The 16633-nt window shown below is 74.1% G+C and carries 13 protein-coding genes and 2 tRNA genes; 5 read left to right on the forward strand and 10 right to left on the reverse strand.

Translation table 11 applies throughout. The annotated features are described in order from the left end of the window. The first annotated feature begins 47 nt into the window (after nt 1-47). From AC3WT4_RS12535 to AC3WT4_RS12550, 4 genes are all read left to right on the forward strand, one after another. A complete protein-coding gene (locus tag AC3WT4_RS12535; RefSeq protein WP_108048674.1) occupies nt 48-881 on the forward strand; it encodes an ABC transporter ATP-binding protein in 834 nt (277 codons plus the stop codon). Continuing rightward, entirely contained in the window at nt 878-1519 is a 642-nt protein-coding gene (locus AC3WT4_RS12540) for an ABC transporter permease (RefSeq protein WP_074810635.1), read from the forward strand. Before AC3WT4_RS12535 ends, AC3WT4_RS12540 begins: the two co-directional genes overlap by 4 nt. Further along, entirely contained in the window at nt 1516-2247 is a 732-nt protein-coding gene (locus AC3WT4_RS12545) for an ABC transporter permease (protein WP_492315589.1), read from the forward strand. The genes AC3WT4_RS12540 and AC3WT4_RS12545 overlap by 4 nt, the downstream gene beginning before the upstream one ends. 77 nt (nt 2248-2324) lie before the next feature. After that, nucleotides 2325-3248 (forward strand): ABC transporter substrate-binding protein, encoded by a 924-nt coding sequence (locus AC3WT4_RS12550; protein WP_108048678.1) that lies wholly within the window; start codon nt 2325-2327, stop codon nt 3246-3248. A 147-nt stretch (nt 3249-3395) separates the two neighbouring features. On the opposite strand, the gene AC3WT4_RS12555 is transcribed toward AC3WT4_RS12550, so the two are convergent. From AC3WT4_RS12555 to AC3WT4_RS12585, 7 genes are all read right to left on the reverse strand, one after another. Continuing rightward, nucleotides 3396-4322: an ATP-grasp domain-containing protein gene (locus AC3WT4_RS12555; RefSeq protein ID WP_108048680.1), complete on the reverse strand. Its 927-nt coding sequence runs from the start codon at nt 4320-4322 to the stop codon at nt 3396-3398. Between the two features lie 59 nt (nt 4323-4381). Further along, a complete protein-coding gene (locus tag AC3WT4_RS12560) occupies nt 4382-5941 on the reverse strand; it encodes a dihydrolipoyl dehydrogenase family protein (RefSeq protein WP_492315590.1) in 1560 nt (519 codons plus the stop codon). A gap of 55 nt (nt 5942-5996) precedes the next feature. Further along, nucleotides 5997-6563 (reverse strand): AAA family ATPase, encoded by a 567-nt coding sequence (locus tag AC3WT4_RS12565; RefSeq protein ID WP_492315591.1) that lies wholly within the window; start codon nt 6561-6563, stop codon nt 5997-5999. A gap of 107 nt (nt 6564-6670) precedes the next feature. Then, nucleotides 6671-8317, reverse strand: a complete 1647-nt coding sequence (locus AC3WT4_RS12570) for a monocarboxylic acid transporter (protein WP_492315592.1) — start codon at nt 8315-8317, stop codon at nt 6671-6673. Next, complete coding sequence (locus AC3WT4_RS12575; protein WP_021482757.1) at nt 8314-8664, reverse strand: DUF485 domain-containing protein; 351 nt, start codon at nt 8662-8664, stop codon at nt 8314-8316. The genes AC3WT4_RS12570 and AC3WT4_RS12575 overlap by 4 nt, the downstream gene beginning before the upstream one ends. 207 nt (nt 8665-8871) lie before the next feature. Continuing rightward, the gene (gene trmB, locus AC3WT4_RS12580; RefSeq protein WP_492315593.1) at nt 8872-9687 is read right to left on the reverse strand and encodes a tRNA (guanosine(46)-N7)-methyltransferase TrmB; all 816 of its coding nucleotides are present in this window, start codon (nt 9685-9687) and stop codon (nt 8872-8874) included. A 57-nt stretch (nt 9688-9744) separates the two neighbouring features. After that, on the reverse strand, nt 9745-11064 hold the full coding sequence (locus tag AC3WT4_RS12585) for a TrpB-like pyridoxal phosphate-dependent enzyme (RefSeq protein WP_492315594.1): 1320 nt from the start codon (nt 11062-11064) through the stop codon (nt 9745-9747). A 293-nt stretch (nt 11065-11357) separates the two neighbouring features. Between AC3WT4_RS12585 and AC3WT4_RS12590 the strand changes: the two genes are divergently transcribed. After that, nucleotides 11358-12119, forward strand: a complete 762-nt coding sequence (locus AC3WT4_RS12590) for an SDR family NAD(P)-dependent oxidoreductase (protein ID WP_074810658.1) — start codon at nt 11358-11360, stop codon at nt 12117-12119. Between the two features lie 123 nt (nt 12120-12242). Here the strand turns inward: AC3WT4_RS12590 and AC3WT4_RS12595 are convergent, their stop codons facing one another. From AC3WT4_RS12595 to AC3WT4_RS12605, 3 genes are all read right to left on the reverse strand, one after another. Further along, entirely contained in the window at nt 12243-16097 is a 3855-nt protein-coding gene (locus tag AC3WT4_RS12595; protein WP_492315595.1) for a hypothetical protein, read from the reverse strand. Between the two features lie 259 nt (nt 16098-16356). Beyond that, nucleotides 16357-16429: transfer RNA gene (locus tag AC3WT4_RS12600), tRNA-Lys, on the reverse strand. 125 nt (nt 16430-16554) lie between these two features. Beyond that, nucleotides 16555-16630: transfer RNA gene (locus AC3WT4_RS12605), tRNA-Lys, on the reverse strand. Nucleotides 16631-16633 lie beyond the last annotated feature (3 nt).

Raw genomic sequence — 16633 nt, forward strand, 5'->3', positions numbered from 1 at the left:
CGTGGTTGGGTGGAGGCCGTTCACCGACTGTCGGGAGGCAGCGCCCCATGATCGAGTTCCGATCGGTCACGAAGACGTACCCCGACGGCACGGCGGCGGTCGCCGACTTCGACCTCGTGATCCCGCCGCACCGCACCACGGTGCTCGTCGGGTCGTCCGGGAGCGGCAAGACGACGCTCCTGCGCATGATCAACCGGATGGTGGAGCCCACGTCGGGCACGATCGAGATCGACGGCAGCTCCGTCCTCGACCGCGACCCGGTGAAGCTGCGGCGCAGCATCGGGTACGTCCTGCAGAACGGCGGCCTGCTCCCCCACTACAAGGTCGTCGACAACGTGACGACGGTCCTGCGCCTCGAGGGCACGCCCCGGCGACAGGCGCGCGAGCGCGCCCTCGAGCTCCTCGACACCGTCGGCCTCGACAGGGCGCTCGCGGACCGCTACCCGAGCCAGCTCTCCGGGGGCCAGCAGCAGCGCGTCGGGGTGGCGCGGGCGCTCGCCGCGGACCCGAACATCCTGCTCATGGACGAGCCGTTCGGCGCGGTGGACCCGATCGTGCGGGCCGAGCTCCAGACCGAGACCATCCGGCTGCAGCGCGAGCTCGAGAAGACGGTCGTGTTCGTCACGCACGACATCGACGAGGCGTTCCTGCTCGGCGACCAGGTCGTGATCCTGGAGAAGGGGGCGCACGTCGCACAGATCGGGTCACCGAGCGAGATCCTCGAGAACCCCGCGAGCGAGTTCGTCGCGAGCTTCATCGGCGCCGAGCGCGGCCGTCGTGCGCTGCGCACGAAGCGGACGGCGCACGGCACGGTCCTCGTCGACGGCGCGGGCCGGACGCAGGGCGTGCTCGTCGGCGACGACCCCGAGGGCGGCGCATGACCTGGGTCCTGGACAACCTCGACCTCATCGGCCGCCTGACCGTCGAGCACCTGCGCCAGTGCGTCGTACCGATCGTGCTGGGCTTCGCCGTGTCGATCCCGCTGGGCTGGCTCGCGTTCCGGTTCCGCCTCACGCGGGGGCTCGTGCTCACGCTCGTCGGGCTGCTCTACACGATCCCGTCGCTCGCGCTCTTCGCGCTCCTCCCCCCGCTCCTCGGCATCAGCTTCCTGTCCGAGGTCAACCTGGTGGTCGCCCTGACGATCTACGCCGTCGCGATCATGACGCGGTTCGTCGCCGACGCCCTCGCCTCGGTCGACCCGACCGTCCGGCAGGCGGCCCTCGCCGTCGGGTACGGGCCGTGGCGGCGCTTCTGGCAGGTCGACCTCCCGCTCGCCGGCCCGGTCGTGCTCGCCGGGCTGCGCGTCACCGCCGTCTCGACCATCTCGCTCGCGACGGTCGGCATCCTCATCGGGATCGACAACCTCGGCTACCTCTTCACCAACGGCTACCAGCGACAGATCGTCCCCGAGATCCTGGCGGGCGTCGTCGCGGTCGTCGTCATCGCCCTGCTCGTCGACCTGCTGCTCGTGCTCGCCGGACGAGCGGTCATGCCCTGGTCCCGGAAGGTGCGCGCATGAACGTCTTCTCCGACGCGGTCGCCTGGATCTTCTCCCCCGACCGGCTCACGGGCGCGCTCCCCCTCCCCGACGCGATCTGGACCCACCTCGCCTTCACGTTCGTCGCGGTGCTGATCGCCGCGGCGATCGCCGTCCCCGCGGGCTGGGCCATCGGCCACACCGGGCGCGGGCGGGAGGTCGCCGTCGCCCTCTCGGGCGCGGCGCGCGCCGTGCCCTCGTTCGGGCTCGTCCTGCTGCTCGTGCTCGTGCTCGGGGTGACGCACAAGATCGCGGCCTCGATCACGGCGTTCGTGCTCCTCGCGATCCCGCCGATCCTCGCGGGGGCGTACGCCGGTATCGAGGCCGTCGAGCGCCGCGTGGTCGACGGCGCCCGCTCCGTCGGCATGACCGGTCGCCAGGTGCTGTTCCAGGCCGAGGTCCCGCTCGGCCTCCCGCTGCTCATCGGGGGGCTGCGGTCCGCGACGCTCCAGGTCGTCGCGACCGTCACGCTCGCCGGCTACGTCGGCAACTGGGGCCTCGGGTTCTACATCGTGCAGGGCATCCAGATCCGCGACTTCTCCCAGATCCTCGGTGCGGCCCTCGTCATCGTGGTGCTGGCCGTCGTGCTCGACGCGCTGTTCGCGATCCTCCAACGGGTCGTCGTGCCGCGCGGCGTCACGGCGGGACGATCCGTGGAGGACTCCCCGTCCCGGCGGCGCCGCCGCGCCCCCGAACCCACCACCGCCTGACGCGGACGGCCGCTCCCGCCGCACGCGCCGCACCGACCCCTCCCGGTCCCCGGGACGGCCCTCAGAAAGGCAGACACATGCGCACCACCCGACGCACCGCCGCACTCGTCGCCACCGCGGCGACCGCCGTCCTCGCCCTCACCGCCTGCGGCGGCGGGTCCGACCCGCTCGCCGAGGACACCACGAGCGCCGACGGCGGCGGCAGCGCCTCGTCCGACACGATCGTCGTCGGCTCGCAGGCCTACTACTCGAACGAGATCATCGCGGAGATCTACGCGCAGGCGCTCGAGGCCGAGGGCTTCACGGTCGAGCGCAACTTCTCGATCGGTCAGCGCGACGCGTACATGCCCGCGCTCGAGAGCGGCGAGGTGCAGGTCTTCCCGGAGTACACGGGCAACCTGCTGCAGTTCTTCGACCCGGAGACCACGGCGACCTCGCCCGACGACGTGTACGCGGCGCTCCAGGAGGCGCTGCCCGACGGCCTCACGGTCCTCGACCAGTCGACCGCGACCGACCAGGACTCCTACAACGTCACCGAGGCGTTCGCCACGGAGAACGACCTCACCAGCCTGTCCGACCTCGCCGGTCTCGACGTGCCGCTCACGCTCGGCGGCCCCGCCGAGCTCGAGCAGCGCCCGTACGGCCCGCAGGGGCTCAAGGACGTGTACGGGGTCGACGTGTCGTTCGTCGCGACGGGCGACACGACCGTCCAGGACCTCGTCGCCGGCACGGTGAACATCGCGAACGTGTTCAGCGCCGACCCGCGCATCCAGACGGAGAAGCTCGTCACGCTCGAGGACCCGGAGGGCCTGTTCCTCGCCTCGAACGTCGTGCCGCTCGTCAACGCGGACATCGCCGACGAGATCGCGGACGTCATCAACCCGGTGAGCGAGGCGCTCACGCCCGAGGGCCTCGTCGCCCTGAACGTGGAGTCCACGGTCGACCAGCGTTCGCCCGAGGACATCGCCGCCGACTGGCTCTCGGAGAACGGCCTCGCCTGAGCGGACCCGCGTCGCACGACGGCGGCCCGTCCCGGTTCCGGGACGGGCCGCCGTCGTCGTCGTGCGTGGGGCCGGAGCAGCGCCGCCGAGGACGCGTCGCTGCGGGTCGTCGCGCTCGGCCGCCCGGTCGGCGCGGGTCAGCGCCGGTCAGCGCGCGACGCGAGCCGCGATCGCGTCGGCGAACCGGTCGAGCGAGCCGGGCGAGAGCGCGAGGAACAGCGACGGCTCGGTGAGCTCGAGCTCGATGACGACGACGCCGCCGTCGTCGTTGCCCGTCACGACGTCCACGCGCGCGTAGAGGAAGCTCGCCGGGTCCCCGCCGCCGACGGCGTCGGCCGCCACGGCCAGGGCGCGGCGTGCGACGTCGAGCTGCTCGTCGGACGCGGTGAACGGGCTCATCTCCTCCTGCTGGTAGAGGCCGCGCGTCGGGCGGTGCGGGCCGGTGAGCAGCGCGTTCTTGCGCACGGCGTGCGAGAACTCGCCGTCGACGAAGACGAGGCCCGTCTCCCCCGCGGTGTCCACGCTCGTCACGTAGGGCTGCACCATGACCTCGCGCCCGGACACGAGCAGGTTCTTGGCGTGCTGGATGGCGAGCCCGCGCGAGTGCGCCTCGCCCGCCTGGTACCGGCCCGTGTCCTTCGCGCCCGCGCTGACCACGGGCTTGATGACGAAGTCGCCCTGGGCGGGCAGGCGCGTGTGGATCGCGCGCGAGGAGAGGTTGCGCGCCGGGTCGAGCCAGAGCGTCGGGATGACGGGGATGCCCGCGCCCTCGAGCTCGCGCAGGTAGCCCTTGTCGGTGTTCCAGCGCAGCACCTGCTCCGCGTTGAGGATGCGGGGGACCCGGCTCGCCCACGCGACGAACTCGTCGCGCCGGGCCGAGTAGTCCCAGGTCGAGCGCACGACGACGGCGTCGAACGCGGCCCAGTCCACGTCGGGGTCGTCCCAGACGGCGGGCTGCGCCGCGACGCCCCGGGCGTCGAGCGCCCGCACGAGCGGCGCGTCGTCGGGGTCGAGCTGCGGGAGGACGGAGCACGTCGCGAGGGCGACGCGCGGGGCGGTGGTCTCGGTCGTCACGTCCCCGAGCCTAGGCGACCGGGCCGCGGCGCGGGCCCCGGGCCCGCGCCGGGCGGTCCCTACAGCCCGTACTCCTCGAGCAGCCGCAGCCACACCTCGCTCACCGTCGGGTACGACGGCACGGCGTGCCACAGCCGGCGCAGCGGCACCTCCCCCACGACGGCGATCGTCGCGGCGTGCAGCATCTCCGCCGCGTCGGGGCCCACGAACGTGGCGCCGACGACGACCTCGCGCGCGGCGTCGACGACGAGCTGCGCGCTGCCCGCGTAGTCGGCGGAGCGCACCGAGGAGCCGGCGACGTTCGCGAGGTCGTAGCGCACGACGCGCACGTCGAGGCCCGCGTCGCGCGCGGACGACTCGGTGTGCCCGACGGCCGCCACCTCGGGCCGCGTGAACACGACCTGGGGCGAGGCGACGGCGTCGGCGGTCGCGGCGAACCGCGACCACGGCTCGGGGTCGGCGCCGACGGCGGGCGGCCGCTCGCCCGCGGTCGGGGCGTCCTCGGCGTCGGGGTCGCCGAAGCGCGCGGCGACGACGTCGCCCGCGACGCGGCCCTGGTACTTGCCCTGGTGGGTGGTCGCGACGCGGCCGGTGACGTCGCCCGCCGCGTACAGCCACCCGGTGCCGGCCTCCGACCCGAGCCCCTGGACGAGCATCGCGTTGTCGACCTCCAGCGCGCGGCCGGGCGCGAGCCCGACGGAGTCGACCCCGAGGTCCTGGGTGCGCGGCACGCGGCCCGTCGCGACGAGCACGCGCTCGGCCGTGACGGGCGCCAGGTCGGGCGCGTCCCCGCCGTCCGCGGGACCGGTCGCCGCGAGGACGAGGCGCGCGCCGCCGTCGGGCAGCGGCTCGACGGCCTCCGTCGACACGCCGAGCCGCACGTCGACCCCCAGGTCCCGCAGCGACGCGGCGACCGCCTCGCCGGCCCAGGGCTCGGTGCGCCCGAGGAGGCCGCCCCGCGACAGCACGGTCACGCGGGCCCCGAGGTCGGCGAACGCGACCGCCATCTCCGTCGCGACCACTCCCCCGCCGACGATCGCCAGCGACTCGGGCACGTCCTCGACCGCGGTCGCCTCGCGGCTCGTCCATGGGTTCGCGTCCGCCAGCCCGGGGACGTCGGGCAGGACCGGCACGCTGCCGGTCGCCACGATCACCGCGTGGCGGGCGGCGAGCCGGCGGGCGCGCGGCAGGTCGTCCGGGTCGGCGTCGGGCTCCTCGGCGACGACCTCCACGAGCCGCGGACCGACGATCCGCCCGAGCCCGCGCACGAGCGTGAGGCCCGCGCCCTCGACCCACGAGACCTGGCCGGAGTCGTCCCAGTCCGAGACCATCTGGTCGCGCCGCGCGAGGACGGCGGCGACGTCGAGGTCGTCGCCGACGGTGACGCCCGGGACGCCCCGCGCCTCGGCCCGCACGGCCCCCGGGCGCAGGAGCGTCTTGGACGGCATGCACGCCCAGTACGAGCACTCGCCGCCCACGAGCTCCGCCTCGACGAGCGCCACGCTCAGGCCGGTGCGCGACGCGCGGTCGGCGGCGTTCTCGCCGACGGGCCCGCCGCCGATCACGATCACGTCGTAGGTCTCGTCAGGAGTGGTCGGGTGCTGCGCCTCGGACGTCATGGACCCATCCTCGCGCGAGGGTCCCGTCGGCGCCCGGCGGTGCCGCCGGAGCGGCTCAGGCGACCCGTGCCTCGTCGAGGTGGTCGAGGACGTGCCGGACGGTCCGCGCGACCGTCCACCCGCTCGTGTCGACGTGCAGCCCGCCCGGGGTCGCGCGGGCGGCGGCGGCGAACTCCTCCGGGGTCCAGGCCCCGTACGCCTGCTTGTGGCGGCCGGCGTCGCGCGCGGCGAGGGTCGCGGCGTCCGGCGTCAGCACGACGGCGAAGCACGGCCGGGTGCGCACGCGCGCCGTGAACCGCGCGAGGTCGGGGCCGAGCAGGATGTCCTGGACGACGGCCGTGACGCCCGCGGCGGCGTAGGTGTCGGCCGCCTGCGCCGCGAGCGCCTGCCGCAGGTCGAGCTGGGCCCGGGCCGCGGCGGTGAGGGGCGGAACCATCTCCGCCTGGCCGCTGACCACGAACCGCCGGAACTGGTCGCCGCGCACGTGCGCCGCGAGCGCGAACGTCCGGGCGAGCGCGTCGGCGACGGTGGACTTCCCGGAGGCCATCGCGCCGGTGACGACGAGGACCGGCGCGGGCGCCACGCCGCCCGAGGCGGCGGGGGCTGGGGTCGCGGAGGGCATGGCGGGACCGTACGGCGCGGCCGGCGCACCGCGCGAGGGCTTTGCCGCGCGCGGACGCCCCCGGCCGGGGCCGAGGGCGTCCTGCGTGCGAGGGGGCCGCAGTCTGACTAGTGCACCGTCGCCTTCTCGGCGCCCGCCCCGGTGAGCGAGCGCACCTCCATCTCGGCGAACTTCTCGGGGTGCGGCTTCTCCCTGCTGAGGAGCGTCCCGACGATCCCGAGGAGGAACGCCAGCGGGATCGACACGATGCCGGGGTTGCTCAGGGGGAAGATCGCGAAGTCGACGTCCGTGTTCTTGATCATCGACAGGCTCGCGCCCGTCACCGGGTCGATCTTGCCCGACACGACGGGCGAGAACGCGATGAGCACCACGCACGAGATCAGCCCGCCGTACATGCTCCACAGCGCGCCCGCGGTGTTGAACCGCTTCCAGAACAGCGAGTAGAGGATGGTCGGGAGGTTCGCGCTCGCCGCGACGGCGAACGCGAGCGCCACGAGGAACGCGACGTTCTGCCCCTGCGCGAAGATGCCGCCGAGGATCGCGAGGATCCCGATCACGACGACCGTGATGCGCGCGACCTTGACCTCGCCGTCGGGCTTGACCTCGCCCCGCTTGATGACGTTCGCGTAGATGTCGTGCGCGAAGCTCGCCGCCGCGGTGATCGTGAGCCCGGCGACGACGGCGAGGATGGTCGCGAACGCGACGGCGGAGATGAAGCCCAGGAGGATCTCGCCGCCGAGCGCGAACGCGAGCAGAGGCGCCGCGGAGTTCACTCCTCCTGGCGCGGCGCTGATCGTCTCCGCCCCCACGAGCGCGCCCGCCCCGTACCCGAGCACGAGGGTGAACAGGTAGAAGATGCCGATGAGCCAGATCGCCCACACGACCGAGCGCCGGGCCTCCTTGGCCGAGGGCACGGTGTAGAAGCGCATGAGGACGTGCGGCAGGCCGGCGGTGCCGAGCACGAGCGCGAGGGCCAGCGAGAGGAAGTCGAGCTTCGTGGTGCCGGTGGCGCCGTACTGCTTGCCGGGCTCGATGAGCGCCTCGCCGCCCGGGCCCGCCTTGTCGATCGCGCCCTGGAGCAGGTCGGACAGGTTGAAGCCGAACTTCGCGAGGACCCACACCGTCATGACGGCGGCGCCCGCGATGAGCAGCACGGCCTTGATGATCTGGACCCAGGTGGTGCCCTTCATGCCGCCGACCAGCACGTAGAGGATCATCAGCGCGCCGACGACGGCGACGACGACGCTCTGGCCCGCCGTGGAGTCGACCCCGAGCAGCAGCGCCACCAGGCCGCCGGCCCCGGCCATCTGCGCGAGCAGGTAGAAGAACACGACGGCGAGGGTCGCGAGGGCGGCCGCCATGCGGACGGGCCGCTGCTTGAGCCGGAACGACAGCACGTCGGCCATCGTGAACTTGCCCGTGTTGCGCAGGAGCTCGGCGACGAGCAGCAGCGCGACGAGCCACGCGACGAGGAAGCCGATCGAGTAGAGGAACCCGTCGTAGCCGTTGATCGCGATGGCGCCGCAGATCCCGAGGAAGCTCGCGGCGGAGAGGTAGTCGCCCGCGATGGCGGTCCCGTTCTGCGGCCCGGTGAACGACCGCCCGCCCGCGTAGTAGTCCGCGGCCGACTTGTTCTGCCGGGACGCGCGCAGCACGATGACGAGCGTCACGGCGACGAAGACGGCGAAGATCGCGACGTTGACGACGGGGTTCCCGACGTCCGTGGCCTCGGCGGCCAGGAGGTGCGCGCTCACAGCTCGTCCTCCTCGATCTCCCGGCGGAGCTCGTCCGCCTGGGCGTCGAAGCGCTTGTTGGCCCAGCGCGCGTAGATCATCGTGATCGCGAACGTGGACACGAACTGGCCGAGCCCGAGGAGGAGCCCGACCGTGACGTTCCCCCACACCCGGACGCTCATGAGGTCGTGCGCGTAGTTCGCCAGCAGCACGTAGACGAAGTACCACACGAGGAAGAGCGCGGTCATCGGGAACACGAAGTTCCGGAAGCGTCGGCGCAGGTCCTGGAACTCGGGCGAGCGTTGCACCCGCTGGTAGTCGGTCTCTTCGGCGGGCCCCGGTCCGGGGGCGGCCGTCACGTCGGTCATGACGCCTCCGTTGGCTCATTCCGTGGACAGACAGAGAGCCCGCACCCCGCGGACGGTCGCCTGTCGACGCGACCGCACGCGACACTGCGTGCCCGGGGCGACCTTCCACCCCCGGCACAATGTGCCGTAGATCACTGTTGTCCGCAAGGACCGCGCGCGGCCGGTCGCGAGGCCGGTCGGAGGCCGGGCGCGAGGCCGGGCCGAGCGTCAGACGCGCACGTACTCCAGGTCGGTGATGACGCGCCCCGCGGCCTCGCCCTTGCGCTCGAACCCGGTGAGCACCCGGCCCTCGAAGCGCGGCGCGACGTTCCCTGGCCCGTGCGCGTTGCGCAGCCCCGGCGCGGCGTCCAGGACCTCGAGCATCTGGTCCGCGTACTCGGCCCAGTCGGTGGCGAGCCGCAGCGTCCCGCCGGGACGGGCGTCGTCGCCCTCCCCCGGCGCGCGCAGGACGCGCTCGGCCAGCGCCGCGAACGACGGCGTCACGAGGCGGCGCTTGTGGTGGCGGGACTTGTGCCAGGGGTCGGGGAAGAACACCCAGAGCTCGTCGACGCTCCCCGCGGGCAGCGTGGTGGCGAGGACCTCGGCCGCGTTCGCCTGGACGAGCCGCACGTTCGTCAGGTCGCGCTGCGACGCGCGCAGCACGGTCTGCGCCAGCCCGGGCGCGTACACCTCGACGGCGAGGAAGTCCGTGCCCGGCTCGCGCTCGGCGGCGGCGACGACGGCCTCGCCCTGGCCCGAGCCGATCTCGACGACCAGGCGCGCGTCGCGCCCGAAGGTGGCTGCGACGTCGAGCACGTGGTCCGGGTCCACCGACGTCCGCGCGACGTCGCGCGGCACGTCGACGACGTAGCGGTCGCGGTACGCGTCCCACGCGCGCTGCTGGCGCGGCGCGAGGCGGCCGCTGCGCCGCACGAACGACACGGGCTGGGTGCGGTAGCGCGGGCGGGCGTCGCCGGTCCCCGGGGTCGCGGAGGGGGCGCCGGTCACGGGCTCGTCGAGGGTGTCGGGGGTCGGTTCGGGCACCGCACCAGGGTACGGGGGCCTCGCGCGGGGGTCGTGCCGCGCGAGGCGCCCGGCCCGTCACACGTACGCCGCGTACGCGGGCAGGTCGAGCACGCCGTTGCCCGACAGCCCGAGGACGATCACCTCGGGCTCCGTCGCCGCGCGCGCGTGCGCGACCGCCGCCGCGACGGCGTGCGTCGACTCGGGGGCGGGGATGATGCCCTCGCTGCGCGCGAACAGGGTCCCGGCCGTGAACGCCTCGTCCTGGTCGACGGCGACGGCGTCCATGAGCCCGAGGTGGACCGCGTGCGACACCATCGGCGACATGCCGTGGTAGCGCAGGCCGCCCGCGTGGATCGCGGGCGGGACGAAGTCCTTGCCGAGCGTGTGCATCTTGAGCAGCGGCGTGAGGCCCGCGACGTCGCCGAAGTCGTAGCGGTACTCGCCCTGGGTGAGCGACGGGCACGCGGCCGGCTCGCACGCGACGAGCCGCGTCGTCGTGCCCTCGCGCAGGTTGCGGCCCAGGAACGGGAACGTCAGGCCCGCGAGGTTCGACCCGCCGCCCGCGCAGCCGAACACCACGTCCGGCGCGCCCTCGCCGGCCTCGTCGAGCTGGACGAGCGCCTCCTGGCCGATGACGCTCTGGTGCAGCATGACGTGGTTGAGCACGCTGCCCAGCGCGTAGTGCGCCGCGGGGTCCTTCGCGGCCGTCTCGACGGCCTCGCTGATCGCCATGCCGAGCGAGCCGGTCGTCTCGGGGTCCGCGGCGAGCATCGCTCGCCCGGCCTCCGTGAGGTCCGACGGCGACGGGTGGCAGATCCCGCCGTAGACCTCCATCTGGGCGCGCCGGTACGGCTTGGAGTCGTACGACGCGCGCACCTGCCACACCTCGACGTCGAGCCCGAGCAGCGCTCCCGCGAACGACAGCGAGGCGCCCCACTGGCCCGCGCCGGTCTCGGTCGTCAGCCTCGTCGTGCCCTCGAGCGCGTTGTAGTACGCCTGCGCGACGGCGGTGTTCGGCTTGTGCGAGCCGACCGGGCTCACGCCCTCGTACTTGTAGTAGATCCGGGCCGGGGTGCCCAGGGCCCGCTCGAGACGCCGCGCCCGCACGAGCGGGGACGGCCGCCACAGCGCGTAGATCTCGCGGATCGTCTGCGGGATCTCGACGTAGCGCTCCGTCGTCACCTCCTGCTGCACGAGCGCGAGCGGGAAGAGCGGCGCGAGGTCGTCGGGCGTGAGCGGCTCGCGCGTGCCCGGGTGCAGGTGCGGGGGCACCGGCTCGGGGAGGTCGGCCGCGAGGTTGTACCAGTGCGTCGGGACGGTCGAGGGCACCTCGGCGCCCGTCGGCTCGAGGGACCGGACGGGCAGGGCCGTCGACGGGGTCTGCTGTGTCGTCATGCTCGGCTCCAGCTCAGGGGACGGCCGCTGGGCCGACGACGCGCGCACCGGGTTCACCGAGGCCGCCCACGTCGTCGGGGCACGGCCGGATGAGGTCACCGGCCGTCAGGCGGCCGGCCACCAGGGGGTCACGGACGGGTGCGTCACGAGGCCGACCCTACCCCCGCGCGCCCGCTCGGGACCACCGGCGCCCGGGCGAGGACGATCGGCTCTCGCGCGCGCGGGTGCGCGGGCGCTGGGATGGGAGCAGACGCCGGACGACGGCAGGCCGGCGCGGACGGAAGGGAGCCGTCATGGTCAGCAACCACGTCCCGGGCAGGTTCGAGGGCCGCACGGCGATCGTCACCGGCGCGGGCGCCGGCATCGGCCGCGCGACGGTCGAGCGGCTGCTCGCGGAGGGCGCGCGCGTCGTCGCCACCGACGTCCGGGAGGACCGCCTCGACAAGCTCGTCGCCGACGTCGGCACGGACGCGCTCGTGACCGTCGCGGGCGACGTGAGCGCCCAGACCACGATCGACGCGGTGGTCGCCGCCGCGGGCGGCCGGGTGGACGCCCTCGCCAACGTCGCCGGCATCATGGACGGCTTCCTGCCGAGCGCCGAGCTCGACGACGCGACGTGGGACCTCGTCATGACCGTCAACGTCACCGCGGTCATGCGCCTCACGCGCGCGGTCCTGCCCCTCATGCTCGAGACGGGGAAGGGCTCGATCGTCAACGTCGGGTCGGAGGCGGGCTCGCGCGCGTCGGCGTCGGGCACCGCGTACGCGACGTCCAAGCACGCGGTCGTCGGCTTCACGAAGAGCACCGCGTTCTTCTACACGCCCCGCGGCGTGCGGGCGAACGTCGTGGCGCCCGGGGCCGTCGCGACGAGCATCGAGGCGCCCTTCCGCTCGCAGTACGCGGGCGAGCGGCTCGGACCGGTCATGGCGACGACGGTCCCGCCGGCCGCGAGCGCCGACGAGCTGGCCGCGGCGATCACGTGGCTCCTGTCGGACGACTCGGCCAACGTCTCGGGCGCCGTCCTGCACAGCGACGGCGGGTGGGCCGCCGTCTGACCGTCCCGCTCCCCCGGCAGACCGGGCGAGCGACGGAGCGGCCCCCGGACCGTCCGGTCCGGGGGCCGCCCTCGTGCCGTCGGCACCGCGTCAGCGGCGCGTCGGCAGCGCGTCAGCGCCGGGTCAGCCGCACGCGAGCGCGTCGTACGCGACGTCGGCCGCGAAGGACCGGCCGTCCCCGCTCGCAGCGACGTGCGCGGCGCCCGCCGCGACGTCGGACGCCCGGACGGAGAACGCCTGGTACGCCGACGCGCCGGGCCGGACGCCGGTGACGGTGCGCTCCCCGAACGGCGTGCTGAGCGTGATGTCGGCCGGGACGGTGTCCGCGTTGCGGGCCCGGACCGCGACGTACGCCGTGCCGGCGAGGCACTGCGTGCGCGCCGTCGTCTCGACGACGAGGCCGTCCTCGGCGGGCGCCGTGGCGAACGTGCTCACCGGCGACACGGCGGTGCCGCCGCCCGCGCTGGTGGCCGTGACCGTCCACGCGTGCACGGCACCCGGCTCGAGCCCGTCCCACGTGACGGTCGCGACCTCGCCCGACGGCACGGTCGCCCGGCCGATCTCCTCGCCCGGGGCGTAAAGCGACACGGCGTCGGTCGCGAGGCTCGTGACGCGCGACGTGAGGTCGACGGGGACGGTGAAGTCGTCCTCGCGGCCGTCGTAGCGGTGCTCGTCGTCGTACTCCGTGGCGCCGAAGTTCTCGAGCCACGGCGAGTAGGTGTCGACGATCATCTCGGAGCGGTCGACGTCGAACTGGAGCAGGCGCAGGAAGCTCGCTCCGAGCCGCAGCCCCTCCTCCGGCGTGTACCCGCCGATCTCGGTGAGCCCCGCCTCCTCGGCCGTGACCTCGTAGAACTGGTAGTCCGCGAGCAGCTCGACGACGCCGTTGCCGGGCGTCCCGACGTCCTGGCGCACGTTGATGCCCACGCCGTGCCGGTGCCCCGCGAGGACGAGGAACACGTTCGGGTTGGGCTCGACGACCTTGGCGTGCACGAGGCGGCCGTCGGGCGTCGAGATCTCGGAGTCACGACCGTCGGGGTTCGAGCTCGGCACGAGGTAGTCGTGCGTGAGGACGACCGCGTTGCGGTCGGGGAACTGCTTGAGGACGCCGTCCGCCCACGCGGCCTCCTCGTCCGTCACCCCGTACGACAGGTACACGGCGACGAAGTCGAGCCCGCCCGCGCTGAACAGGTCGTAGTGGTTCTGGTTGTCGCCCTCGCGCCACGGGCCGCCGTAGGACGCGTTCTCCCACCCCGCGGACAGGGCCTCGTAGCGCTCGGGGCCGTAGAACTCGTTGAACAGCGCCCCCGGCCCGTTGTCCCGGCCCGTGAGGTTGTCGTGGTTGCCGGCGAGGACCCCGTTGGGGATGTTCGCATCGTCGAGGATCTGCTGCGCGGCCGAGGAGAACTCGTACTCGCCCCGGATCTGGGCGGCCATCGCGTCGTCGGCCGGCAGGCGCGTGTAGTTCTCGTTCACGTCGCCCGTGTGCCCCACGTACGCGATCCCGCGCGCCTCGGCGTTGTCCACGACCCACTGCGTGAGGTCGGTGTAGGCCTTGCCCCAGACGGCTCGCTCCTCGGCCGTCTCCTGCTCGACCGCGCCCTCGGTGAGGTACTGCGTGTCGGTGAAGTGGACAAGCGAGAAGTCGTAGTCGTCGCGCGGCGCGAAGTCGGTCTCGTCGCGCGACCCGCCTGCCGCGATGTCGTCCGCGAAGGGGTCGGTGCCCGTCACGAGCACGTGCACGGTGCCGTCCGTCGCAGCACCCTCGCCGAGCACGGTGCTCAGCGACGTCGTGCCCTCGACCGCACCGCGCGCGGACGCGAGCGGCTCCCACCGCTCCCCGTCCCACACGTGCAGCGTCGCGAGCCGCTGCGGGTCGACGACGCCCTCCCAGCGCACGACCTGGTCGGCGGTCGTGCCCGTGGCGGGCAGCTCGAAGCGCTGGTAGGTGACGTCGCGGCTCTGCGGGGAGTCGAGCGTCAGGTCGTCGCCCGGGGCGAGCGCGTCCGCCGCGGCGGGCTGCTCGCCCTCGACCGGGAGCGTCGTCGGGACCTCGGCCGACTCGCCCTGGGCGACGAGCGCGGGGGCGGTGACGTCGGCGCGGGAGAACGTCGCGGTGACGTCGCCGCCGCCGGGCGCCGCGACACGAGCCGACAGGTCGACGCTCCCCGCGACGTCGCGCGTGCCGTGCGCCGGGGCCAGGTCGGTCGGGACGTCCGGCACGCCGAGGCTCGTGAACGCGATCTCGTGCGTGCTCGCGTTGCCGAGCACGTCCGACGCGGTGACGACGAGCGTGTGCGCGCCCGGGGCGAGACCCGGCCCGACGGGCGCGCCGAGCTCGAGCGGCTCGCCGTCGAGCGTGACGTCGGGGCCGGTCAGGACCCCGGAGGCGTCCGCGAGCTCGACCGCGAGGCTCGTCGCGCTCGCGAGCTCCGCGCCCGCGGCCGGCGTGCTGGACACGATCGCGGGACCGGTGTTGTCGGTGGTCACCGTCCGGCGCGCGGCCGCACCCGCGGCGGTCGCCGACGTGATCGTGTGCTCGCCGTCGGCGAGCGTCGTCGTGTCGACGTCGGCCCGCAGGCCCGTCGCGGGCGCGTCGGCGTCGCGGACCACGTCGAACGCGAGGTCGACCTCGCGCGGCTTCGTCGTGCTCGTGCCGCAGTCGCCGTCGCCCATCGAGTACGACGGCGCGATGCCCACGCCGGTCGCCGTGCCGTCGGTCACGTCGAGCGCGATCCCGGAGATCGCGAAGTCGTCGCGGTTGTCGCCGCACGCCGTCGGGTAGGTGCCCGTGACGAAGCGCACCACGTTGCGGCCCGGCGACAGGAAGGCGTTCGGGACGTCGATCCGCACCGTCTCGCTCACGTAGTCGCGGTCCACGAGGTCGATCCGCTGCCCGTTGACGAGCAGGTGGTTCGTGTAGCGGGCCTCGATCGAGTTCGAGCCCACGGTGAAGACGAACCGGGACGAGCCGGTACCGAGCGTCGCGACCGTCGGCAGCGGGGCGCCGTCCAGCTCGATGCCGGCAGGAGCGTCGCCCCCGGCGGGCGGCGTGGCGAGCACGGTCTGCGGGCCGTGCAGCAGCGCGCCGTCCGCAGGGAGGATCACGGGCGCCCCCGGGGCACCGTTGTTCACGGTGACCGCGCTCGACGCGGTCGCGCCCGACGCGGTCGTCGCGGTGAGCGTGTGGGCGCCGTTCTCGAGCGTCGTCGTGTCGAGCTCCGCGGCGAGGCCGGTCGTGGCCGCCGGGTCCTGCTCGAGGTCGAACGTGAGGTCCGCCGAGAGCACGCGCGACGTGTTCGTGCCGCACGAGCCGTCGCCGAACGCGTAGGAGAAGCTGTTGGCGGAGCCGTCGGCCGTCTCGCCCAGGAGCTCGAGGGACACGTCGGTGAGGTCGTAGTCGTCGTAGTTCGTCCCGCACGACGTCGTGACCGCGCCGACGACGAACCGCACCCGGTTCTCGCCCGGGACGAGCCACTGCGCGGGGACGTCGAGCGCGACGCGCTCGGACACCATGTCCCGGTCGAGCTCGAGGCGCTCGCCGTTGACGAGCACGTGGCTGCCGTAGCGCTTCTCGATCGAGTTGCTCCCGACGTCGAACAGCAGGCGCGCGGTCGCGGGCGTCACGGAGGCGTCGAGGGCGGTGCCGTCGACCGCGAGCGCCGTGACGGCGTCGCCCGCGCGGACGGGGTCGGCCGCGACGCGCACCGTGCCGTCGAGGAACGTGCCGGTCGTCGGGCTCAGCACGGGCCGCGTCTCCGGGGCGGCCCCGGTGGTCCGGGCGGTCGTCCGGTCGAGGGTCGGGGAGGTTCCCGGGGCGGTCGCGGCGGCGGCGCCGGGCGCGAGCAGGCCGGCGACGAGCACCGTGCCGAGCGCCCCGGCGACCGCGGCGCGGCGCCGCGCCCCGCCGTCGGCCCGTCTCTCGGTGCGTCTCTCGGCGCGTCTCGAAGTCCTGTGCGTGGGCACGGACGTGTCCATCGTGGTTCCCTTCCGTGGCGAACGGGTCGACGGGCGACGCTGCCGAGCGGCGACGACGCCCGCACCGGACCCTTCCCGGCGGGGGTGAACACGAGGTCGGTGCCGGGCGAACTCCGGCGAAACGGACGGCGACGGTTGCGGCGGGCGACAGGCGCGCGCAGGCGTCCGGCACGAGCGGAGCGCGGAGGGACGGCTCCGCCGGACGGCCCGGACGACGAAGGCCGCCCACCACGAGGGTGGACGGCCTGGTCAGGAAGGGTGCGCCATCAGGGACTCGAACCCCGAACCCGCTGATTAAGAGTCAGCTGCTCTGCCAATTGAGCTAATGGCGCGCGAGAGGGAACACTACCAGCGGCCAGGACCGCCGCTCTCCGCGAGGAGACCGGGCCCGCCCGCCGCGCCGGCTCTCGACCGGCACGGCTCGGGCCGCCCGCCATGCGGACGGCCCGATCGGTGGTGGTGCGCCATCAGGGACTCGAACCCCGAACCCGCTGATTAAGAGTCAGCTGCTCTGCCAATTGAGCTAATGGCGCGCG

This window comes from Cellulosimicrobium sp. EB106-03-01-XG111, assembly GCF_058792115.1.

What these genes read in the sequence shown, in the direction of transcription:
- AC3WT4_RS12575 (WP_021482757.1), bottom strand. Translation starts at nt 8,664, where the DNA reads ATGACCGACGTGACGGCCGCCCCCGGACCGGGGCCCGCCGAAGAGACC.
- AC3WT4_RS12595 (WP_492315595.1), bottom strand. Translation starts at nt 16,097, where the DNA reads ATGGACACGTCCGTGCCCACGCACAGGACTTCGAGACGCGCCGAGAGA.
- AC3WT4_RS12550 (WP_108048678.1), top strand. Translation starts at nt 2,325, where the DNA reads ATGCGCACCACCCGACGCACCGCCGCACTCGTCGCCACCGCGGCGACC.
- AC3WT4_RS12545 (WP_492315589.1), top strand. Translation starts at nt 1,516, where the DNA reads ATGAACGTCTTCTCCGACGCGGTCGCCTGGATCTTCTCCCCCGACCGG.
- AC3WT4_RS12560 (WP_492315590.1), bottom strand. Translation starts at nt 5,941, where the DNA reads ATGACGTCCGAGGCGCAGCACCCGACCACTCCTGACGAGACCTACGAC.
- AC3WT4_RS12565 (WP_492315591.1), bottom strand. Translation starts at nt 6,563, where the DNA reads ATGCCCTCCGCGACCCCAGCCCCCGCCGCCTCGGGCGGCGTGGCGCCC.
- AC3WT4_RS12585 (WP_492315594.1), bottom strand. Translation starts at nt 11,064, where the DNA reads ATGACGACACAGCAGACCCCGTCGACGGCCCTGCCCGTCCGGTCCCTC.
- AC3WT4_RS12535 (WP_108048674.1), top strand. Translation starts at nt 48, where the DNA reads ATGATCGAGTTCCGATCGGTCACGAAGACGTACCCCGACGGCACGGCG.
- AC3WT4_RS12540 (WP_074810635.1), top strand. Translation starts at nt 878, where the DNA reads ATGACCTGGGTCCTGGACAACCTCGACCTCATCGGCCGCCTGACCGTC.
- AC3WT4_RS12590 (WP_074810658.1), top strand. Translation starts at nt 11,358, where the DNA reads ATGGTCAGCAACCACGTCCCGGGCAGGTTCGAGGGCCGCACGGCGATC.